Origin of the sequence: Solibacillus sp. FSL K6-1781 (assembly GCF_038630735.1) — a bacterium.
Taxonomy (GTDB): Bacteria; Bacillota; Bacilli; order Bacillales_A; family Planococcaceae; genus Solibacillus; species Solibacillus silvestris.
Genome location: NZ_CP152038.1, coordinates 552319 through 567816 on the forward strand (window position 1 = coordinate 552319; position 15498 = coordinate 567816).

General features: G+C 39.8%; 18 protein-coding genes. 10 read left to right on the top strand and 8 right to left on the bottom strand.

From position 1 onward, the window contains the following. Positions 1-117 precede the first annotated feature (117 nt). Positions 118-1386, bottom strand: coding sequence for a threonine ammonia-lyase IlvA (gene ilvA / locus MHH37_RS02760; RefSeq protein ID WP_014824763.1), 1269 nt, complete (start codon positions 1384-1386; stop codon positions 118-120). A gap of 347 nt (positions 1387-1733) precedes the next feature. On the opposite strand from ilvA, the gene MHH37_RS02765 reads away from it, so the two are divergent. Beyond that, a complete protein-coding gene (locus tag MHH37_RS02765; protein WP_008404573.1) occupies positions 1734-2483 on the top strand; it encodes an SDR family oxidoreductase in 750 nt (249 codons plus the stop codon). 67 nt (positions 2484-2550) lie between these two features. Here the strand turns inward: MHH37_RS02765 and MHH37_RS02770 are convergent, their stop codons facing one another. The 4 genes from MHH37_RS02770 to thiD all read right to left on the bottom strand — a co-directional run bounded on the left by MHH37_RS02770 (position 2551) and on the right by thiD (position 6300). Beyond that, positions 2551-3903 (bottom strand): YjiH family protein, encoded by a 1353-nt coding sequence (locus MHH37_RS02770; protein WP_342574900.1) that lies wholly within the window; start codon positions 3901-3903, stop codon positions 2551-2553. 281 nt (positions 3904-4184) lie between these two features. Beyond that, positions 4185-4862, bottom strand: a complete 678-nt coding sequence (gene bshB2 / locus MHH37_RS02775; protein ID WP_342574901.1) for a bacillithiol biosynthesis deacetylase BshB2 — start codon at positions 4860-4862, stop codon at positions 4185-4187. Positions 4863-4875: 13 nt separating this feature from the next. Beyond that, positions 4876-5226: a YojF family protein gene (locus tag MHH37_RS02780; protein WP_342576206.1), complete on the bottom strand. Its 351-nt coding sequence runs from the start codon at positions 5224-5226 to the stop codon at positions 4876-4878. Positions 5227-5451: 225 nt separating this feature from the next. Then, entirely contained in the window at positions 5452-6300 is an 849-nt protein-coding gene (thiD, locus tag MHH37_RS02785; protein ID WP_342574902.1) for a bifunctional hydroxymethylpyrimidine kinase/phosphomethylpyrimidine kinase, read from the bottom strand. A 162-nt stretch (positions 6301-6462) separates the two neighbouring features. Between thiD and MHH37_RS02790 the strand changes: the two genes are divergently transcribed. The 6 genes from MHH37_RS02790 to MHH37_RS02815 all read left to right on the top strand — a co-directional run bounded on the left by MHH37_RS02790 (position 6463) and on the right by MHH37_RS02815 (position 11355). Next, positions 6463-7158 (top strand): uracil-DNA glycosylase, encoded by a 696-nt coding sequence (locus tag MHH37_RS02790; protein ID WP_342574903.1) that lies wholly within the window; start codon positions 6463-6465, stop codon positions 7156-7158. 52 nt (positions 7159-7210) lie between these two features. After that, on the top strand, positions 7211-7393 hold the full coding sequence (locus tag MHH37_RS02795) for a hypothetical protein (protein ID WP_008404564.1): 183 nt from the start codon (positions 7211-7213) through the stop codon (positions 7391-7393). After that, positions 7390-7668, top strand: coding sequence for a YwdI family protein (locus MHH37_RS02800; protein ID WP_008404563.1), 279 nt, complete (start codon positions 7390-7392; stop codon positions 7666-7668). Before MHH37_RS02795 ends, MHH37_RS02800 begins: the two co-directional genes overlap by 4 nt. A gap of 294 nt (positions 7669-7962) precedes the next feature. Next, positions 7963-8343, top strand: a complete 381-nt coding sequence (locus MHH37_RS02805; protein ID WP_008404562.1) for a DUF423 domain-containing protein — start codon at positions 7963-7965, stop codon at positions 8341-8343. 134 nt (positions 8344-8477) lie between these two features. After that, positions 8478-9668 (top strand): M20 family metallopeptidase, encoded by a 1191-nt coding sequence (locus MHH37_RS02810; RefSeq protein ID WP_008404560.1) that lies wholly within the window; start codon positions 8478-8480, stop codon positions 9666-9668. Position 9669: 1 nt separating this feature from the next. Then, on the top strand, positions 9670-11355 hold the full coding sequence (locus tag MHH37_RS02815; RefSeq protein WP_342574904.1) for a methyl-accepting chemotaxis protein: 1686 nt from the start codon (positions 9670-9672) through the stop codon (positions 11353-11355). Positions 11356-11541: 186 nt separating this feature from the next. Here MHH37_RS02815 and gerQ read toward each other — a convergent pair whose 3' ends face one another. Next, positions 11542-11862, bottom strand: a complete 321-nt coding sequence (gerQ, locus tag MHH37_RS02820; RefSeq protein WP_008404558.1) for a spore coat protein GerQ — start codon at positions 11860-11862, stop codon at positions 11542-11544. Between the two features lie 409 nt (positions 11863-12271). On the opposite strand from gerQ, the gene MHH37_RS02825 reads away from it, so the two are divergent. Continuing rightward, entirely contained in the window at positions 12272-12460 is a 189-nt protein-coding gene (locus MHH37_RS02825; protein ID WP_008404557.1) for a hypothetical protein, read from the top strand. 96 nt (positions 12461-12556) lie between these two features. Here MHH37_RS02825 and hemQ read toward each other — a convergent pair whose 3' ends face one another. Next, entirely contained in the window at positions 12557-13294 is a 738-nt protein-coding gene (hemQ, locus tag MHH37_RS02830) for a hydrogen peroxide-dependent heme synthase (protein ID WP_014824754.1), read from the bottom strand. A 165-nt stretch (positions 13295-13459) separates the two neighbouring features. Here hemQ and MHH37_RS02835 point away from each other — a divergent pair, with 165 nt between their 5' ends. Next, positions 13460-14287, top strand: coding sequence for a biotin/lipoate A/B protein ligase family protein (locus MHH37_RS02835; protein WP_008404555.1), 828 nt, complete (start codon positions 13460-13462; stop codon positions 14285-14287). A 22-nt stretch (positions 14288-14309) separates the two neighbouring features. Here the strand turns inward: MHH37_RS02835 and MHH37_RS02840 are convergent, their stop codons facing one another. After that, positions 14310-14951: an RsfA family transcriptional regulator gene (locus MHH37_RS02840; RefSeq protein WP_014824752.1), complete on the bottom strand. Its 642-nt coding sequence runs from the start codon at positions 14949-14951 to the stop codon at positions 14310-14312. 231 nt (positions 14952-15182) lie between these two features. Here MHH37_RS02840 and MHH37_RS02845 point away from each other — a divergent pair, with 231 nt between their 5' ends. After that, positions 15183-15407 (top strand): DUF1450 domain-containing protein, encoded by a 225-nt coding sequence (locus MHH37_RS02845; protein WP_008404549.1) that lies wholly within the window; start codon positions 15183-15185, stop codon positions 15405-15407. Positions 15408-15498 lie beyond the last annotated feature (91 nt).

Here is a 15498-nt window from a genome sequence, read left to right on the forward strand (position 1 = left end):
TCGTGTTGGCCTCACGCCCCCGGAAAGCGCCCCCATAACGGAAATCAATTTTTAGAAGCAAAAGACTCAATTTTCTCTTGGAGAAAATTGAGTCTTTAAATTTTTTAACAATATTATCTACACAAGCAATGCAAACAATGTACTGTCGTTATTTACTTCCTTATACTCGAAGCCGTTTGCACGCATACGTTCAATTAATCCTGCGTGGTCTTCGCGATGTGCAAGCTCTATGCCGACCAATGCCGGACCGCTTTCTTTGTTGTTTTTCTTCGTATACTCGAATGTTGTAATATCATCATTCGGACCAAGAACTTCCGTTAAAAATTGGCGTAATGCTCCTGAACGCTGCGGGAAACTTACGATGAAATAGTGCAGCAGCCCTTCATAAATGAGTGAGCGTTCTTTAATTTCCTGCATACGCCCGATATCGTTATTTCCTCCAGAGATAATGATGACAACCGATTTTCCGCGAATTTGCTCTGCGTAAAAGTCAAGTGCTGCAACCGACAATGCTCCAGCAGGCTCGGCAATAATAGCATGCTTATTATAAAGATCTAAAATAGTCGTACATACTTTGCCTTCCGGAACGGCGATAATATCATCCAAATAGTGACGGCATACTTCATATGTATCATGCCCAACACATTTTACAGCAGCGCCATCAACGAATTTATCGATCGTGTCCAGTGAAACCACTGCTCCGTTTTGGAAAGCAGATTTCATACTTGCCGCCCCTGCAGGCTCTACACCGATAACTTTACTCGAAGGGGATAAGTTTTTAATGTACGAAGAGACGCCTGACATTAAGCCGCCACCGCCGATACTGCCAAATACATAATCGATCGGCTCTTCGATGTCGTTCATAATTTCTACCGCCACTGTTCCTTGGCCAGCCATTACATCTGCATCATCGAATGGATGGATGAAAATGCGGTTTTCCTGTTCACAATAGGCAAGCGCGCTTTCTGCAGAGTCGTCAAATGTATCGCCTGCCAGCACAATTTCCACAAAGCTTCTTCCAAACATCCGCACTTGATCGATCTTTTGTTTCGGTGTTGTTTTCGGCATGAAGATTGTCGCTTTAATTTCCAGCTTTGCACATGCGTAGGCAACGCCTTGTGCATGATTGCCTGCACTTGCACAGACGACACCTGAAGCACGAGCCTCAGTTTCAATTTTTTTAATTTTATAGTAGGCACCACGTAATTTAAATGAGCGAACATGCTGCAAATCTTCACGCTTGAAGTAAATTTTTGCCCCATATTTTTCTGATAAATATTCGTTTAATTGCAGGGGTGTATGTACAACGACATCTTTTAAAAAATGATGTGCGATTAATACGTTTTCGACTGCAATCGTATTCGGTTGAGTAACTCCCATTTCCATGTAACCTCCGTCATCTGATTAAAGATTATATTATTCTATCATAAATTTATGACGTAATGGCGTAAAAATTCTGTAAATTATGAAAATTCATCAATATGCCATAATGAAAGCGATTTAATAGAGAAATTAGGCAAGGATTCATACAAAAATCCCTTCAAATTGAAACGCCAACTAAATTCCTTGGAAGTGCATATCGTAGAACAGAACAGAAAAAGCTTATGTTTAAATCACCTCTCATGTTTATTTGAAAAGTAACAGGGAAAAATAAAGTATTATGGCAGGACAGTTTTGAAAATAGGAAAATGCATATTGGCAACGTCCAAAATCATCATTCAGGAGGAATAGCGATGACTAAAACAGCGATCATTACAGGTGGAGGCAGCGGGTTAGGACAGGCAACAGCAATTCGTATGGCTCAGGAAGGTATTAATATTGCAGTAGTGGATGTCAGTGAAAAAGGCGGAAACGAAACAGTTGAACAAGTAAAAACACATGGCGTAGACGCTATTTTCATTAAAGCCGATGTTTCAAAAGCAGAAGAAGTAAAAAACTATGTGGATCAAACACTGAAGCATTTTGGTTCGATCGATTACTTCTTTAACAATGCAGGGATTTCCGGAAGCGGTAAATTCTATTTAGATACTACCATCGAGGAAATTGAACAAATTGTCGGCATTAACTTGCTTGGGGCACTTTATGGTGTACGCTATGTAGCAGAAGTAATGCTTCAAAACGGTGGCGGTTCTATTGTGAACACAGCATCAAGTGCCGGTGTAATTGGACAGGATTCCGTTGTTACATATTCAGCAACGAAACACGGAATTGTCGGCTTAACAAGAAGTATGGTAGCGGAATACGCAAAAGACGGGCTACGCGTTAATGCCATCGCACCAGGGCCGACTGAAACACCAATGGTAAAAGCCTTTTATGAAGCAAATCCGCAAATGAAGGAAAATGCTACTGGTGGAATCCCTCAAAAACGCTTAGGTACACCAGAGGAAGTAGCAGAGCTTGTAACCTTCCTGCTAACTTCAAAAGCAGAGTATATTAACGGGGAAGTCATTCGAATCGATGGCGGCTTCACAAGCACGAAGTAAATAGTAAAAAGGGCTGCCCGGAACGTCAGTAGAGAATCTGACTTTCCGGCAGCCCTTTCTTTTTTAATTAAAATAAAAGATGCGCAATTGCTGCGATAATTGGAATTGAAATGATTGTACGGATTAAGAAAATCATGAATAGATCCCAAAGCTTTAATGGAAGCTTTGTACCTAAAATCAGTCCGCCAACTTCCGACATGTAGATTAACTGTGTAACCGATACTGTTGCGATGAAGAAACGTGTCATTTCTGATTCAATACCAGCACCTAAAATAGAAGGTAACAGCATGTCCGCAAAACCAACGATCATCGTTTGTGCAGCTTCACCGGCTTCAGGAATTTGCAGAAGCGCCAAAATCGGCTCGAATGGCATCCCTAGAATACGGAAGAAGCTTGTAAACTCGGCTAACACTAATGCGATTGTGGCGAACGCCATAATAATAGGAGTTACCGCAAACCACATTTCCAGTACATTAATAAAACCGTTTTTAATCATTTTACCTAAGTTACGGTTAGAATCGGCTTTTGATAAAGCATTGTGCAAACCAAAAGAGAATACATTATATCCTTCTTGTACATCTTCACGGTTTGCAGGCACTTGTGAGCCATCAATTAAAGTATCCGCCTTTTGTTTTAACGGGTAAATACGTGGCATAATGAATGCTAAAATTAATCCGCAAATAATGACAGAAGCGTAGAATTCGATAAAGTAATCAGAAATGCCGATTGTTTCAACTACAACTAAACAGAATGTGATCGATACAACCGAGAAAGTTGTCGCAATTGTCGCCGCTTCACGGCCTGTATAATTTTTTTCTTCATACTGCTTGCTTGTAAGCAATACGCCGATTGTGCCATCGCCAACCCAAGAAGCGAGACAGTCAATGGCAGAACGTCCTGGGATCTTGAATAGGGGGCGCATAATTTTCACCATCATTGAACCGAAAAATTCAAGTAAACCGAAGTCTGTTAATAAAGGCAGCAATAACCCTGCGAATAAAAACAGCACGAACATAAATGTTACAAGACCAGTTGCCGGATCGATTAGCACACCTGTCGTTACTTCGCTCGTTAAGCTTTCAGGACCAACTTGGAAAAGAAACATACTTGCAAAAATTACTGCAAGCACACGCATGATTGTCCAGAACCAGTTCACACGGAATAATGAATCAACTATCGTACGTTGACCTTTTTGCGGAATAAACTGCATTACGACAGATCCTACCGCCGCAACAATAAACACGATGAGTGCGAACCAATGAATGAATGGCTCCACTTTCCCTGCCAAAAAGTTTGCAAGGATCGCAATCGGTACTTTTATGCCGTCTTCTGTACCAATCGGTGTAATAAATAGAAAGACACCAAGTGCAGAAAGGGCAATAAACAGAAACCAAGTATAAAAAGAAAATTTTGTTTTCATCTATGATAACCTCTTTGAATGTTAGTTTGAATATTTATACACTATAAAACGTGAATATTCATTTGTCTACTGTTTTACATAAAGATTAATATTTCTGAAAACTATATTGATTAAAAAATGAATATAATTAGGCGAACGAAAGGTTTAGACGTACTAAACATCATAATTTTGAAGAAATAAGCTAAAATTGAACCGAATAAAAATACAAAAGATGAATAATAGAAAAAAGACGCCTGCAAATGAAAAAAATATGCAAACGTCCTTTTTATTATAAATATACATTAATCATTAAATGTTACAGTATAAAACTTTTCGTAATTTAACCAGTTATCTAATGAGACATCGCCTGAATCTACTCGTTTTTCTGCGTCCTGCATCATCCAAGCAGTTTGAGAAGCATGTGCTTTCAATGCTTTTAACTTATCTGCTTTGACGGATTGGATTTCGATTGTCACATCCGGCTCACCATTTTTCTCAACTGTGTCATTCGCAAACGCACAAGCTAAAATACGAGGGCGGTACTTTTTATCGATGCGACGTACCGCTTCGACGACAGCACGTCCAGTTGCTTCATGATCGGGATGAACAGCGAAGCCAGGTAAAAACGTGAAGATTAATGATGGATTCAGCTCGACAATTAAATCATTTACGAGCTTGATCATTTTTTCATCATCTTCAAATTCAACTGTTTTATCACGTAAACCCATCATACGCAAATCCCCGATACCCATTGCCTCACATGCTTGCATCAGCTCTTTTCGGCGGATTTCCGGCAATGATTCGCGCGTTGCAAATGGAGGATTTCCTAAGTTTCGTCCCATTTCGCCTAATGTTAAACAAGCATATGTAACAGGAACTCCCATGTCGTGGAATAAGCGTAATGTACCTGCAACTGAAAAGGCTTCATCATCCGGGTGGGGATAAACGACTAAAACGTGACGTTCTTCTTGTAATGTCATATAAGCAACCTCCTTAATAAGCAAATGGCGTTTCGCTGATTTCTAATGCAACCGCCAGCTTTCCAGTATTATCTAAACCGGCCATTAGTAATCGGCCCTGATCGTCCAGTTCAAAATGTGTAATTCCTTGTGCGTACACCCAGCCATGCGACATTTTAAGTCCGACACGGTGCGGTGCGTCTCCTACAACTTTTCCTAATTCATAGCGTATTTGTACATTGCGGATAAATGCGCCTGCATTGAAAAAGCCTTCATTGTAGTGTGTTGCATAAGAGCCGTTTGTAGTTTCTAGATGAATAAAAACGTCTTTGTTCGCAAAAGAATTAATTAACTCCTGGAGCTCGTTAGTATTTACTTCCTTCATCACTCTTATTAACTCCTTTCGAATCTTTCTATTAATAGTATAGTCAAATATATTCGACTGTGAAACGAAAAAGTCACACAAGAAACGAGTTCTTGTGTGACGCCATATCAATTACGCCTCAGCGTAATTGCGTCCGGATTCGGCTTTGCGCTGACGCAAAGACCTCCTTGCCGAATTTGTGACATCCGCCGGAGGCAAAACTTCTACTTGTAGAAGTTTTATGCATTATGCTTTAACATAGTTTGGAATTGTTGTAACCGTAACTTCAGGTGCACCGAAACGTGGTTTTGCCCCATGCATTACTGGTCCAACATGTTCATTTAAAGCCCAACCGTGTTTAATCGCCGCTGAAACGAACTCTTTCGCTTCAATAACCGATTCTTCAACAGTAAGACCATTTGCTAAGTTTGCACAAATACTTGCTGCAAAAGTACAGCCTGCCCCATGATTATAAGTAGAAGAAACTTTTTCTGTTTCTAATAATTTAAATTCTACTCCATTATAGAACAAATCAACGGCTTTATCATGTACTAAGGCTTTTCCACCTTTAATTACAACATTTTTTGCGCCAAGCTCATGGATTTTCACAGCGGCAGCTTGCATTTGCTCGATTGTTTTCGGCGTTATTGTCCCTGCAAGTTGTCCTGCTTCGAAAAGATTAGGTGTGACAACTGTTGCGTGGGGTAATAAATATTGAATCATTGCTGTCGTATTGCCAGGGTTCAATACTTCATCTTCGCCTTTGCAGACCATAACTGGATCGATAACAATTTTATCTGTACCGGAAGCCTGGATCGCTTTTGAGGCCATTTGAATAATTTCTTCAGTTGAAAGCATGCCTGTCTTAATGGCATCGACACCTGTTGAAAGGGCTGTATCGATTTGCTTTTGCAATAATTCTGTCGGTAGCGGTGTTACTGTGTGGCTCCAAGTTTTCGGGTCCATTGTTACGACTACAGTCAATGCGACCATTCCGTATGTGCCATGTTCCTGGAAGGCTTTTAAATCGGCCTGCATTCCTGCGCCTGCAGAAGTATCAGAACCAGCAATTGTTAAAGTTTTTTTTAGTGTCATATAGCATATCTCCTTATAGTGAATATTCGAATTATAATTAGGTTAAGTATAACTCCTATCTGACTATATAAAAATGGTCAGAAAACGAAAAAACTATAATGCCAGAAGAACTACTTGAACTTCTGATGCAAATACAATAGCGTTTAAAATGAGGTGGAAATTATGATGGAACAGTTAACGAATAGTTGGAAAGATTTATTGTCTCGAGAAGAAGAGCAGCCGTATTATAAATTTCTTGAAACATTTTTAGAAAGACAATACATGGAACAAACAGTGTATCCGAAGAAGGAGAATATTTTCAATGCCCTCCAGTTAACGGATTACGATTATGTAAAAGTAGTCATTTTAGGCCAAGACCCGTATCATGGTCCGAATCAGGCACATGGATTAAGTTTTTCGGTTGAAAAAGGGCGAAAATTACCACCCAGTCTTAAAAATATGATGAAGGAACTGCAACAGGACATTGGCTGCGAAATACCTGAGCATGGAGACTTAACATCGTGGGCAAAGCAGGGTGTATTATTATTGAACACCGTTTTAACTGTACAAGCAGGCAAAGCCAATTCTCATAAAGGGCAAGGTTGGGAACAATTTACGAATGCTGTTATTGAACTTCTCGCGAAACGTGAGCAGCCTATTGTATTTTTATTATGGGGAAAACCGGCGCAAAGTAAACGAATGTTAATTGAACAAATTTCAAGTAACCATATCATTCTGCAATCGCCACATCCGAGTCCACTAAGCGCACACCGAGGATTTTTCGAAAGCAGACCGTATTCAAAAGCAAATGAAGCACTTTTATCATTGGGACAACAGCCGATTGACTGGTGCTTAACGAAGAAATGGGGAAACAGCTAAACTTTTGCCTAAAAGCATGGTAAAGTATTGATAGAAAGAGAGGGAACGGCAAATGAAAGTAGATTGCTTTAAATGCCAGTATTTTCGTGTGACGTGGGATCAGTCTAATCCGCGCGGTTGTACAGCATATGGCTTTAAAACGAAGCAGCTGCCATCTCTCGTTGTAAAACAGTCTTCGGGAATGGACTGCTTAAAATTCGTACCGAAAAATAGAGAAGGTGGGCAAACGCGATGATTACGTATGAAACGATTGTTAAGCAAATTGAAAAATTGACAGCAGAAGCAGCACATGCGGCAACAGAACAACAAGCCCGTGAAAAGCTTACGGCAATTCGTGCACTATGTGATGTCGTTTTAGACGAAAAAGTCAGTTCGCCAAAACCTGCTTCCATAAATAGCATGAGTATGAGTACAACAATCTCGACCCCGGTATACACGCAACCAGTCGCAATTCCAGCACAAAAGCTTGAAGAAGACGATGCAAACGGCGACTCATTGTTTGATTTTTAACTGATATTAAAATTAAGAATCGTAAAGACCTTTTATAAAGCAAGTTGATTGGAATGGAGGGGAGGCGACTCCAGCGGGAACAGCAAAATTTATTTTGCGACGAAAGCGAAGCGACAGGAGCACCGAGCCGGAGACTTAGGAACAAAAGCTAAGAACGCCACGTCCTGTGGCAACGCTTTTGTGACCAACTTCGTGTTGTCCCCACGCCGTGCCCGCGGAAAGCGTCCGACCCGGAATGGAAATCAACCCCTTGTTAGGGGAATTCGGTATTAGAAAAAGAAAGAGGTAAAAGAAATGAAAGGTTCAATTATATCTGGTGCAATTCACGGATTTTTAGCAGTTGCCTTAGGCGCATTTGCAGCACATGCACTGGAAGATTTGCTCGATGATTACAGTGCAGGAATTTGGGATACAGCAATCCAATATCAAATGTTCCATGCAGCAGCACTTATTTTGGTCGGTATTTTAATGTCAAAAGCTATTTTCGGTGAAGTAAAGCAGTTAAAAATTGCGATGTTCTGCTTTAATGCAGGCATTGTGTTCTTCGCTGGAAGCTTAATGGTGTTAGCATTAACAGGAATCGGTATACTAGGTGCCATTACTCCTATTGGCGGGGTATTCTTTTTAGTGGGCTGGATTATGGTTATAATAACAGTAGTAAAAAAGACTCAATAAAATCTGTAGCATATACTTCATGAATTGGAAGTATATGCTTTTTTTATTATTTTAATTGGAAAATCAAATCTTTTATCTAAATTATTTGAATTTATTGTATAGTTATAAAGTAAGAGAGTAAAGGGGTAAGGAAAATGGACCAATTATTATTAAAGTTAGAAGATAATTTTGAAGAGATGGTAAGTATTCGACGCTATTTACATGAGCACCCAGAACTATCCCATCAGGAAATACATACACCTGCATACATTGCAAATTACCATCAGGAGCTAGGCTTGGAAGTTCGCGAATTTGTAGGAGGGCGTGGAGTTGTAGCCACATTAAAAGGGTCAAAACCAGGAAAGACAGTGGCTTTACGTGCTGATTTTGATGCATTGGCAATTCAGGAATTAAATGATGTTCCTTATAAATCGAAAAATGATGGAGTGATGCATGCGTGCGGTCATGATGGGCATACGGCAACATTACTCGTTCTGGCAAAAGCATTAACAGAGATGCGGGATCAACTGTCCGGCACTATTGTATTTATCCACCAGCATGCAGAAGAGCTTGCTCCAGGTGGGGCAAAGGCAATGATTGAAGATGGCTGTTTAGACGGAGTAGACGTAATATTCGGAACACATTTATGGGCACCGACCCCTTTAGGCGAAGTTCTTGTACGCGAAGGGGCTATTATGGCGGCAGCAGATCGGTTTGAAATTGTGATCCAAGGAAAGGGTGGACACGGTGCAGAACCACAGCATTCAGTTGATGCAATCGTTGTTGGTGCACATTTTGTTACACAATTGCAGACGATTGTTTCTCGCCGTATCGCCCCACTTGAATCGGCTGTAGTGACACTCGGGCAATTTGAGGCGATCAATCCTTTCAATGTCATAGCGGATACAGTGAAAATGCAAGGGACTGTACGTGCCTTTGACGAACAAGTACGAAGACAAATGAAAGAGGAAATTGAATTATTATTGAAAGCTACTTGCTTAGGAATGCATGCTGACTATCGATTTGACTATTTTGATGGTTATCCGCCTGTAGTAAATCATGTAGAACAGACACAACTTGTCGCACAAATAGCGAACGAAACACCGGGTGTTGAAAAGGTAACAGTTTGTTCTCCATTTATGATAGGGGAAGATTACGGCTACTATATGCAGCACGTTCCAGGAACTTTCTTCTTTACAGGAGCCAAAGACCCGGACTGGGAAACGGTATATCCGCATCATCATGCCCGATTTGATTTTGATGAACGTGCAATGCTCATCGCAGCAAAAGTTTTAGGACAGGCAACATTGGAGTTTCTTTTAACTGAACAACGAGAAGAGGAATAATATGAGCGTAGGGAAAAGATTAAATGCTGCACTAATTATAATGATAGTGTTAATTATGATTACAGTAATACTGAACTATATTAGTCTGAAAAATATACAGGGAAATATGAATGAAGCACTCGACTACCGGGTTGAACAAATTCGTTCCGTAGACAAAATCCGGTTTAATGTCGCGATGCAAGGAATGTATGTACGCGCACTTGTTTTTGATGGAAAAGAGGAATCTGCCGAAAGCTTTAAACAGTATAACGAGTTGCTGGATCAGGAGATTGAATATTTAGGGAAATTAGTCTCAAGCGATACGATGAAAGAACTGATGGAACAAATCATTAAGTACCGAGATGACTTTAATTACGGTTACCTTGATATGATGGATGCTTTCGAACGGGGCGATCAAATACTCGCAAACGGTTTTATTAATACAAAACTGCGCGCAGCAAATGACGGAATGTTCGATGCAACAGCTCAAATGGTTGAGCATCAGGAAAAAGAACTTGATGCAATTAAAACGAAAGCCGATGATGCGATTGGCTTCTCCGTTTTAGTTGCAGGAATTGCTTTAGCAATCAGTGTTCTTATTGGCATACTTGTTATGATGTATATTCGTAAAACAATTATTTCCCCTTTAAATGGAATTGTGAATGAAGCGAATCTTATTGCAGCAGGTGATTTATCGCAGCAGGATATTCATGTGAAAACAAAGGATGAAATTGGGCAGCTGGGCAACGCATTCAATTCGATGAAAAATAATTTATCGCACCTGATAAAAAATATTCAAGTCAACTCAGAGCAAGTAAATGCGGCGGCACAGGAGCTTTCAGCAAGTACCGAAGAAATAACGGCAACGACGGAAGATGTCACGATGCGGGTAAATGATACGACTGAAAGAGCGCAAATTTCTGCAAATGCATCAAATGAAAGTGCCCGTGCAATGGAAGAAACAGCAGCAGGGGTACAACGAATTGCGGAATCAACACAGAAATTGCTTGGAAATTCGGTTGATGCGACACAAACAGCAAAAAATGGTGGTCAAATTATCTATGATGCGCAACAACAAATGAGCATTATTAGTTCATCGACAAACTCTGTAAATGCTTTAGTACAAAAACTGGCACAACAAACAGAAGAAATTAATAATATTTCCCAATTAATCACATCGATTACGGATCAAACGAATTTATTGGCATTAAATGCAGCGATTGAAGCAGCACGCGCAGGAGAACATGGAAAAGGGTTTGCTGTCGTGGCAGATGAAGTACGGAAGCTGGCTGAGCAATCGAAGTCATCTGCCAGTTCAATTGTCAACTTAACACTTGAAATTAAAGCAGATACGGAAAACGTAGAACGTGCCGTATCGGAGTCGTTAGTTTCTGTGGAAGATGGTGTAAAGATTATTTCAAATGCCGGCGATTCATTTACAACGATTGTAGATGCAGTGACACAAATGTCGATGCAAATCCAGGAAATTTCAGCTACTTCTGAAGAGCTTTCTGCAAGTGCAGAGCAGGTGACGGCATCGGTTAACGAAATAGCTCAAAGTTCAACTGAATCAAGCGGCAACTTAGAGATGATCGCGGCGGCAGTAGAGGAACAGACCGCTACAATGCAGCAAGTAAATGCAGTTGCCGTGACATTAAGCGATAATGCACAAACACTCCAACAGGAAATTTTGCAGTTTAAAGTATAATCCTTTCCATAAGGGTGAAATGAGTGGAAACCTGCTTGAAAAAGAGTTAAGTACTCGTAGTAAGAAGCTAATATTTTTATTTACAGCAAAAAACGTCATTTTTCTCCTGAGAAAAATGACGTTTTTGAGTTATGTCTGCTGCTTTTCTGCAACAAAAAAGGCGCTTAAAAAATGCGCCTTACTTTTTTAAGGTTGTTGTGTGAAATAACTTAATTCTTCATCGAATTCCGCATAGTCAAAGTAAATCATCGGGAACAGGAATCGGTGGTTATTTTTTAAATCACGTAAAATTACATGGTCACGGCCGGCTGCTTCCACAACCCCACGGACCGCCCGTGTATTACTGCCAGCTACCGCATTATCAAATGAAAAATAAAACGTACCTGGTTTACCTCTGTTTAATCGTAAAATATTCTCGATATAGGATTCCTCACGTGGAAAGCCTACTCCTTGCATACCTGGTATACCCGAAGACATCGGAACCGTCGCAGGATTCATTTGTTGCATTGGAGACGTCCAATAATAAGTCAATTTTGCATCCTTTCATAAAGAAATTTAATATACTGCAGTCATCGGCGCAAGAAACAGTAAACGAAGAAATGGCTGCTGTTTCTCTGTGTTCACAATAAGCAGGACACTTGCTTCACCTTCTGCCGCACTGTAACCGAAGAAAGAAGGGCGGCATGTAAACCTTTTATTTGAAGTTTAGGCGTTCGATGTGACCTCCTTTTTCGACTTAGTATATGCATAAATAAAAAAGTTGAACACCAAAAACAGTGTTGTTTTTTGAACAGGTGACATACTATAGGTTAATTAGTTCGGATATATGTAATAAATTTCAATGTATTGGGAAAGATATAGTAAATAAATAAGAGATTGTTGCCGGTGTTGACGAAAAGCGCAGGAGTGGAACATCATGAAAATAGGAGTTTGGTTAGGCATAATAATTAGCGCATTATTGTCTTTTGCGGTTGCAATATTTTATGAACAGCCGATTCATTGGTATTTATTGGTTCTTCTAATCATCATCGGTTTCTTCATTAATACAATCATTATAATTTTAAAGTTGCAGGATGAATCAAACGTAAAAGATGAGCCGAAATAAATCGGCTCATCTTTTACGTTTTAGGAAAAAATAAACCCGTTCCACACTTTTGAAGTTGGTTAAGCCAAACATCAAGTGGGGGAACGGGTTAAGACATTAAATTGCTAACAGTTTTTCTAGTTTTTCATTGTCCAGCAAGTTTCCTACTAGAAACTCACCGAATTCGCCGTAACGAGCTGAAACTTCATCAAAGCGCATTTCATAAACGATTTTCTTGAATTGAAGCATATCATCAGAGAACAATGTAACGCCCCACTCATGATCATCTAAGCCGACAGAACCAGTTATAATTTGCTTGATTTTACCTGCATAGCTGCGGCCAATTAGACCGTGGTCATACATCAATTTTTTGCGATCTTCCATAGAAAGCATGTACCAGTTGTCATTGCCTTCACGTTTTTTATCCATTGGGTAGAAGCATACGTATTTTGATTTTGGCAGTTCAGGATATAAACGCGCACGAACATGCGGGTTTTGATATGGATCTTCATCTGATTTACCTGCTAAATAGTTCGATAATTCGACAACGGAAACATATGAATACGTTGGAATTGTAAAATCGGCAATCGCCAATTTCGCGAATTTTGTTTCGATTTCATTTAGTTCTTCAGGTGTTTCACGTAAAGTCATAATCATGAAATCTGCTTTTTGCCCAATAATTGAGTAAAAAGCATTCGAACCCGTATCTTTATTTAAGTCTTCCAAAAATGCGATAAATTCTTTTGTAGCGGCTTCGCGTTCTTCAGCTGAAACTAATTTCCATGATGCCCAGTCCATTAAGCGGAAATCATGTAATGCGTACCAGCCGTCTAATGTAATTGCTGCTTCATTCATCTGTTCAAACACTCCTTGTAAATGAAAATGATTCACAATTAGTGTAGCATAGTTTCAGGAAAAAATATCATTTCAACATTGCAAAATCCGTCAATTCACCAATTTGACATGACTTTAAAATGCGGTATGCTAAAGTGAGGAAAAATTAGGCTAGGAGTATAAAATATGAATGATTTTTTGCAGCAAACAATGTGGCGTTTTATCGATCAGTCGATCAGCGCGAATAAACGCTCGCCATTAGAGTCCTTTGCAATGGATGATACACTTTGTCATCTTGTCGGTCAGAAAATGACCAATTCGACAATACGTACGTGGGTTCATCATGATGCAGTGGTTCTTGGCATTCAAGATCACCGCTTGCCTTATATTGAGCAAGGAATGGAGACATTGAAGAACAGTGGATATGATCCGATTGTCCGCAATTCTGGAGGACTGGCGGTCGTATTGGATGCAGGAGTTTTAAACATTTCGATTGTGTTAAATGATGACAAGCCGTTAAGTATTAATAATGCGTTTGAAATGATGGTTGCATTAATTCGTCAGTTATTCCCTGAAATTGCAATGAAAATAGAAGCATATGAAATTGTTGGTTCTTATTGTCCAGGTTCATATGATTTAAGTATTAATGGTCAAAAGTTTGCCGGTATCTCACAGCGTCGTATGAAAAACGGAATTGCTGTTCAAATATATTTATGTGTGGAAGGCAGTGGCAGTGAGCGTGCGGAACTGATTAAACGTTTTTATGAAAATGGTCTGCAAGGCGAGAAAACGAAATTCGAGTATCCGGATATAAAGCCGGAAGTCATGGCTTCACTTCAACAACTGACAGGACAAAACGTGACAGTATTCGAAGTGAATGAAAGGCTTCGTAACCTATTGAGGCAGTGGAATGGACAGCTGTTCGAACTGCCATTGCAGCAAGAGGAAATGGAATTGTACGATTACTATTTAGAGCGCGTGTTCAAACGCAATGAGTCGATGCTAAGTAAATAAGAAAATAAAAAGAGGCGAGGTGCTAATATAGCGCTTCGCCTGAATCATTTAACGATGTTTGGGAAATCAAGTTGCCGTTACGCTCCATTTTGAATGTTGGCGTGGCCTCAGTATCTGTTTCTAGTGCTACAAGTCGTCTTGCGCGGTTCATAATAGAAACAAACTGCTCGTAATCTTCTTTAATCGCTTTATTCTCTTTTTGCAGTGCTGTCAGCTGTTGCTCTAGCTGGCTTTTCTGTTCTGTTAATAGTGATGTCAGTTTGCGCCATTTCAATAAATCCTGTTCATTTGAATTCGTATGCTGCAGTTGTACTAAGTATGCAATGACGATATCTAGTGATAATGCCGATAATGGAATCGATGTTGGCTGATTTTCGTTTGACGGCAGTAAGTATACTGGAGTTGTTCTGCGTTTTGTAGCCGTATTCATCATGCGCATACGTTCTTTGCGTTCCTTTTTCGCCTGTGCCAAATCTTCTTCATAAATGCGTCGGACTACAGCATTCCAGCGAAAACCGCAAGCTGCAGCTGTTCTGTTTAGTAAATCCCCAGCTTCCTCAAATGCATTTAATTGTGTACTGCCTTCTTTTACATGGCGTAAAACAGCCTCTGCTAACAGCTCATCATTCTCTTTCACCCATGCGTCTTGTCTTGTTTTTGTCATAAAAAACTCCCCCTGAATTATAATAGTTTTGTTGTTGTAAATCTATCATGTCCAAAGAGGAAAACATTTATTCAATATATCGTAAATTGTTGCTAGAATGATGAGAAATATGTTCCTAGCAGAACTTTGAACGGAATTGCTAGGATAAAGCTTGAATGAAATAAGCAAAATAAGATACAATAGCAAATAGGTTAAAACAGCGAAAATAGCACATAGAGAGGTGTTGACACTATGGCAAACTTATTCCACGTTTGCGATGAATGTCAGGCCGTTAATTTAAAGACGTTAATTCCAAAATTAAAAGAAATTGATCCAGAAGCAACGATTGAAATTGGCTGTCATTCATACTGTGGTCCAGGCCGCAAAAAAACATTTACATTTGTAAATAACCGTCCAGTTGCCGCATTAACTGAAGAGGAGTTAATGGTAAAGGTACTCGACAAATTGAAAAAGTAACAGCTTAACAAGGACGCGTTCTGAAAGATTTTCAGAACACGTCCTTTTTGCGTTTTCGGCGGATTCATTTCTATTTCACTGACATCTCACT

Coding starts and splice junctions, on each gene's coding strand:
- ilvA (WP_014824763.1), bottom strand. CDS start 1,386: ATGGAAATGGGAGTTACTCAACCGAATACGATTGCAGTCGAAAACGTA.
- MHH37_RS02765 (WP_008404573.1), top strand. CDS start 1,734: ATGACTAAAACAGCGATCATTACAGGTGGAGGCAGCGGGTTAGGACAG.
- MHH37_RS02770 (WP_342574900.1), bottom strand. CDS start 3,903: ATGAAAACAAAATTTTCTTTTTATACTTGGTTTCTGTTTATTGCCCTT.
- bshB2 (WP_342574901.1), bottom strand. CDS start 4,862: ATGACATTACAAGAAGAACGTCACGTTTTAGTCGTTTATCCCCACCCG.
- MHH37_RS02780 (WP_342576206.1), bottom strand. CDS start 5,226: ATGAAGGAAGTAAATACTAACGAGCTCCAGGAGTTAATTAATTCTTTT.
- thiD (WP_342574902.1), bottom strand. CDS start 6,300: ATGACACTAAAAAAAACTTTAACAATTGCTGGTTCTGATACTTCTGCA.
- MHH37_RS02790 (WP_342574903.1), top strand. CDS start 6,463: ATGATGGAACAGTTAACGAATAGTTGGAAAGATTTATTGTCTCGAGAA.
- MHH37_RS02795 (WP_008404564.1), top strand. CDS start 7,211: ATGAAAGTAGATTGCTTTAAATGCCAGTATTTTCGTGTGACGTGGGAT.
- MHH37_RS02800 (WP_008404563.1), top strand. CDS start 7,390: ATGATTACGTATGAAACGATTGTTAAGCAAATTGAAAAATTGACAGCA.
- MHH37_RS02805 (WP_008404562.1), top strand. CDS start 7,963: ATGAAAGGTTCAATTATATCTGGTGCAATTCACGGATTTTTAGCAGTT.
- MHH37_RS02810 (WP_008404560.1), top strand. CDS start 8,478: ATGGACCAATTATTATTAAAGTTAGAAGATAATTTTGAAGAGATGGTA.
- MHH37_RS02815 (WP_342574904.1), top strand. CDS start 9,670: ATGAGCGTAGGGAAAAGATTAAATGCTGCACTAATTATAATGATAGTG.
- gerQ (WP_008404558.1), bottom strand. CDS start 11,862: ATGCAACAAATGAATCCTGCGACGGTTCCGATGTCTTCGGGTATACCA.
- MHH37_RS02825 (WP_008404557.1), top strand. CDS start 12,272: ATGAAAATAGGAGTTTGGTTAGGCATAATAATTAGCGCATTATTGTCT.
- hemQ (WP_014824754.1), bottom strand. CDS start 13,294: ATGAATGAAGCAGCAATTACATTAGACGGCTGGTACGCATTACATGAT.
- MHH37_RS02835 (WP_008404555.1), top strand. CDS start 13,460: ATGAATGATTTTTTGCAGCAAACAATGTGGCGTTTTATCGATCAGTCG.
- MHH37_RS02840 (WP_014824752.1), bottom strand. CDS start 14,951: ATGACAAAAACAAGACAAGACGCATGGGTGAAAGAGAATGATGAGCTG.
- MHH37_RS02845 (WP_008404549.1), top strand. CDS start 15,183: ATGGCAAACTTATTCCACGTTTGCGATGAATGTCAGGCCGTTAATTTA.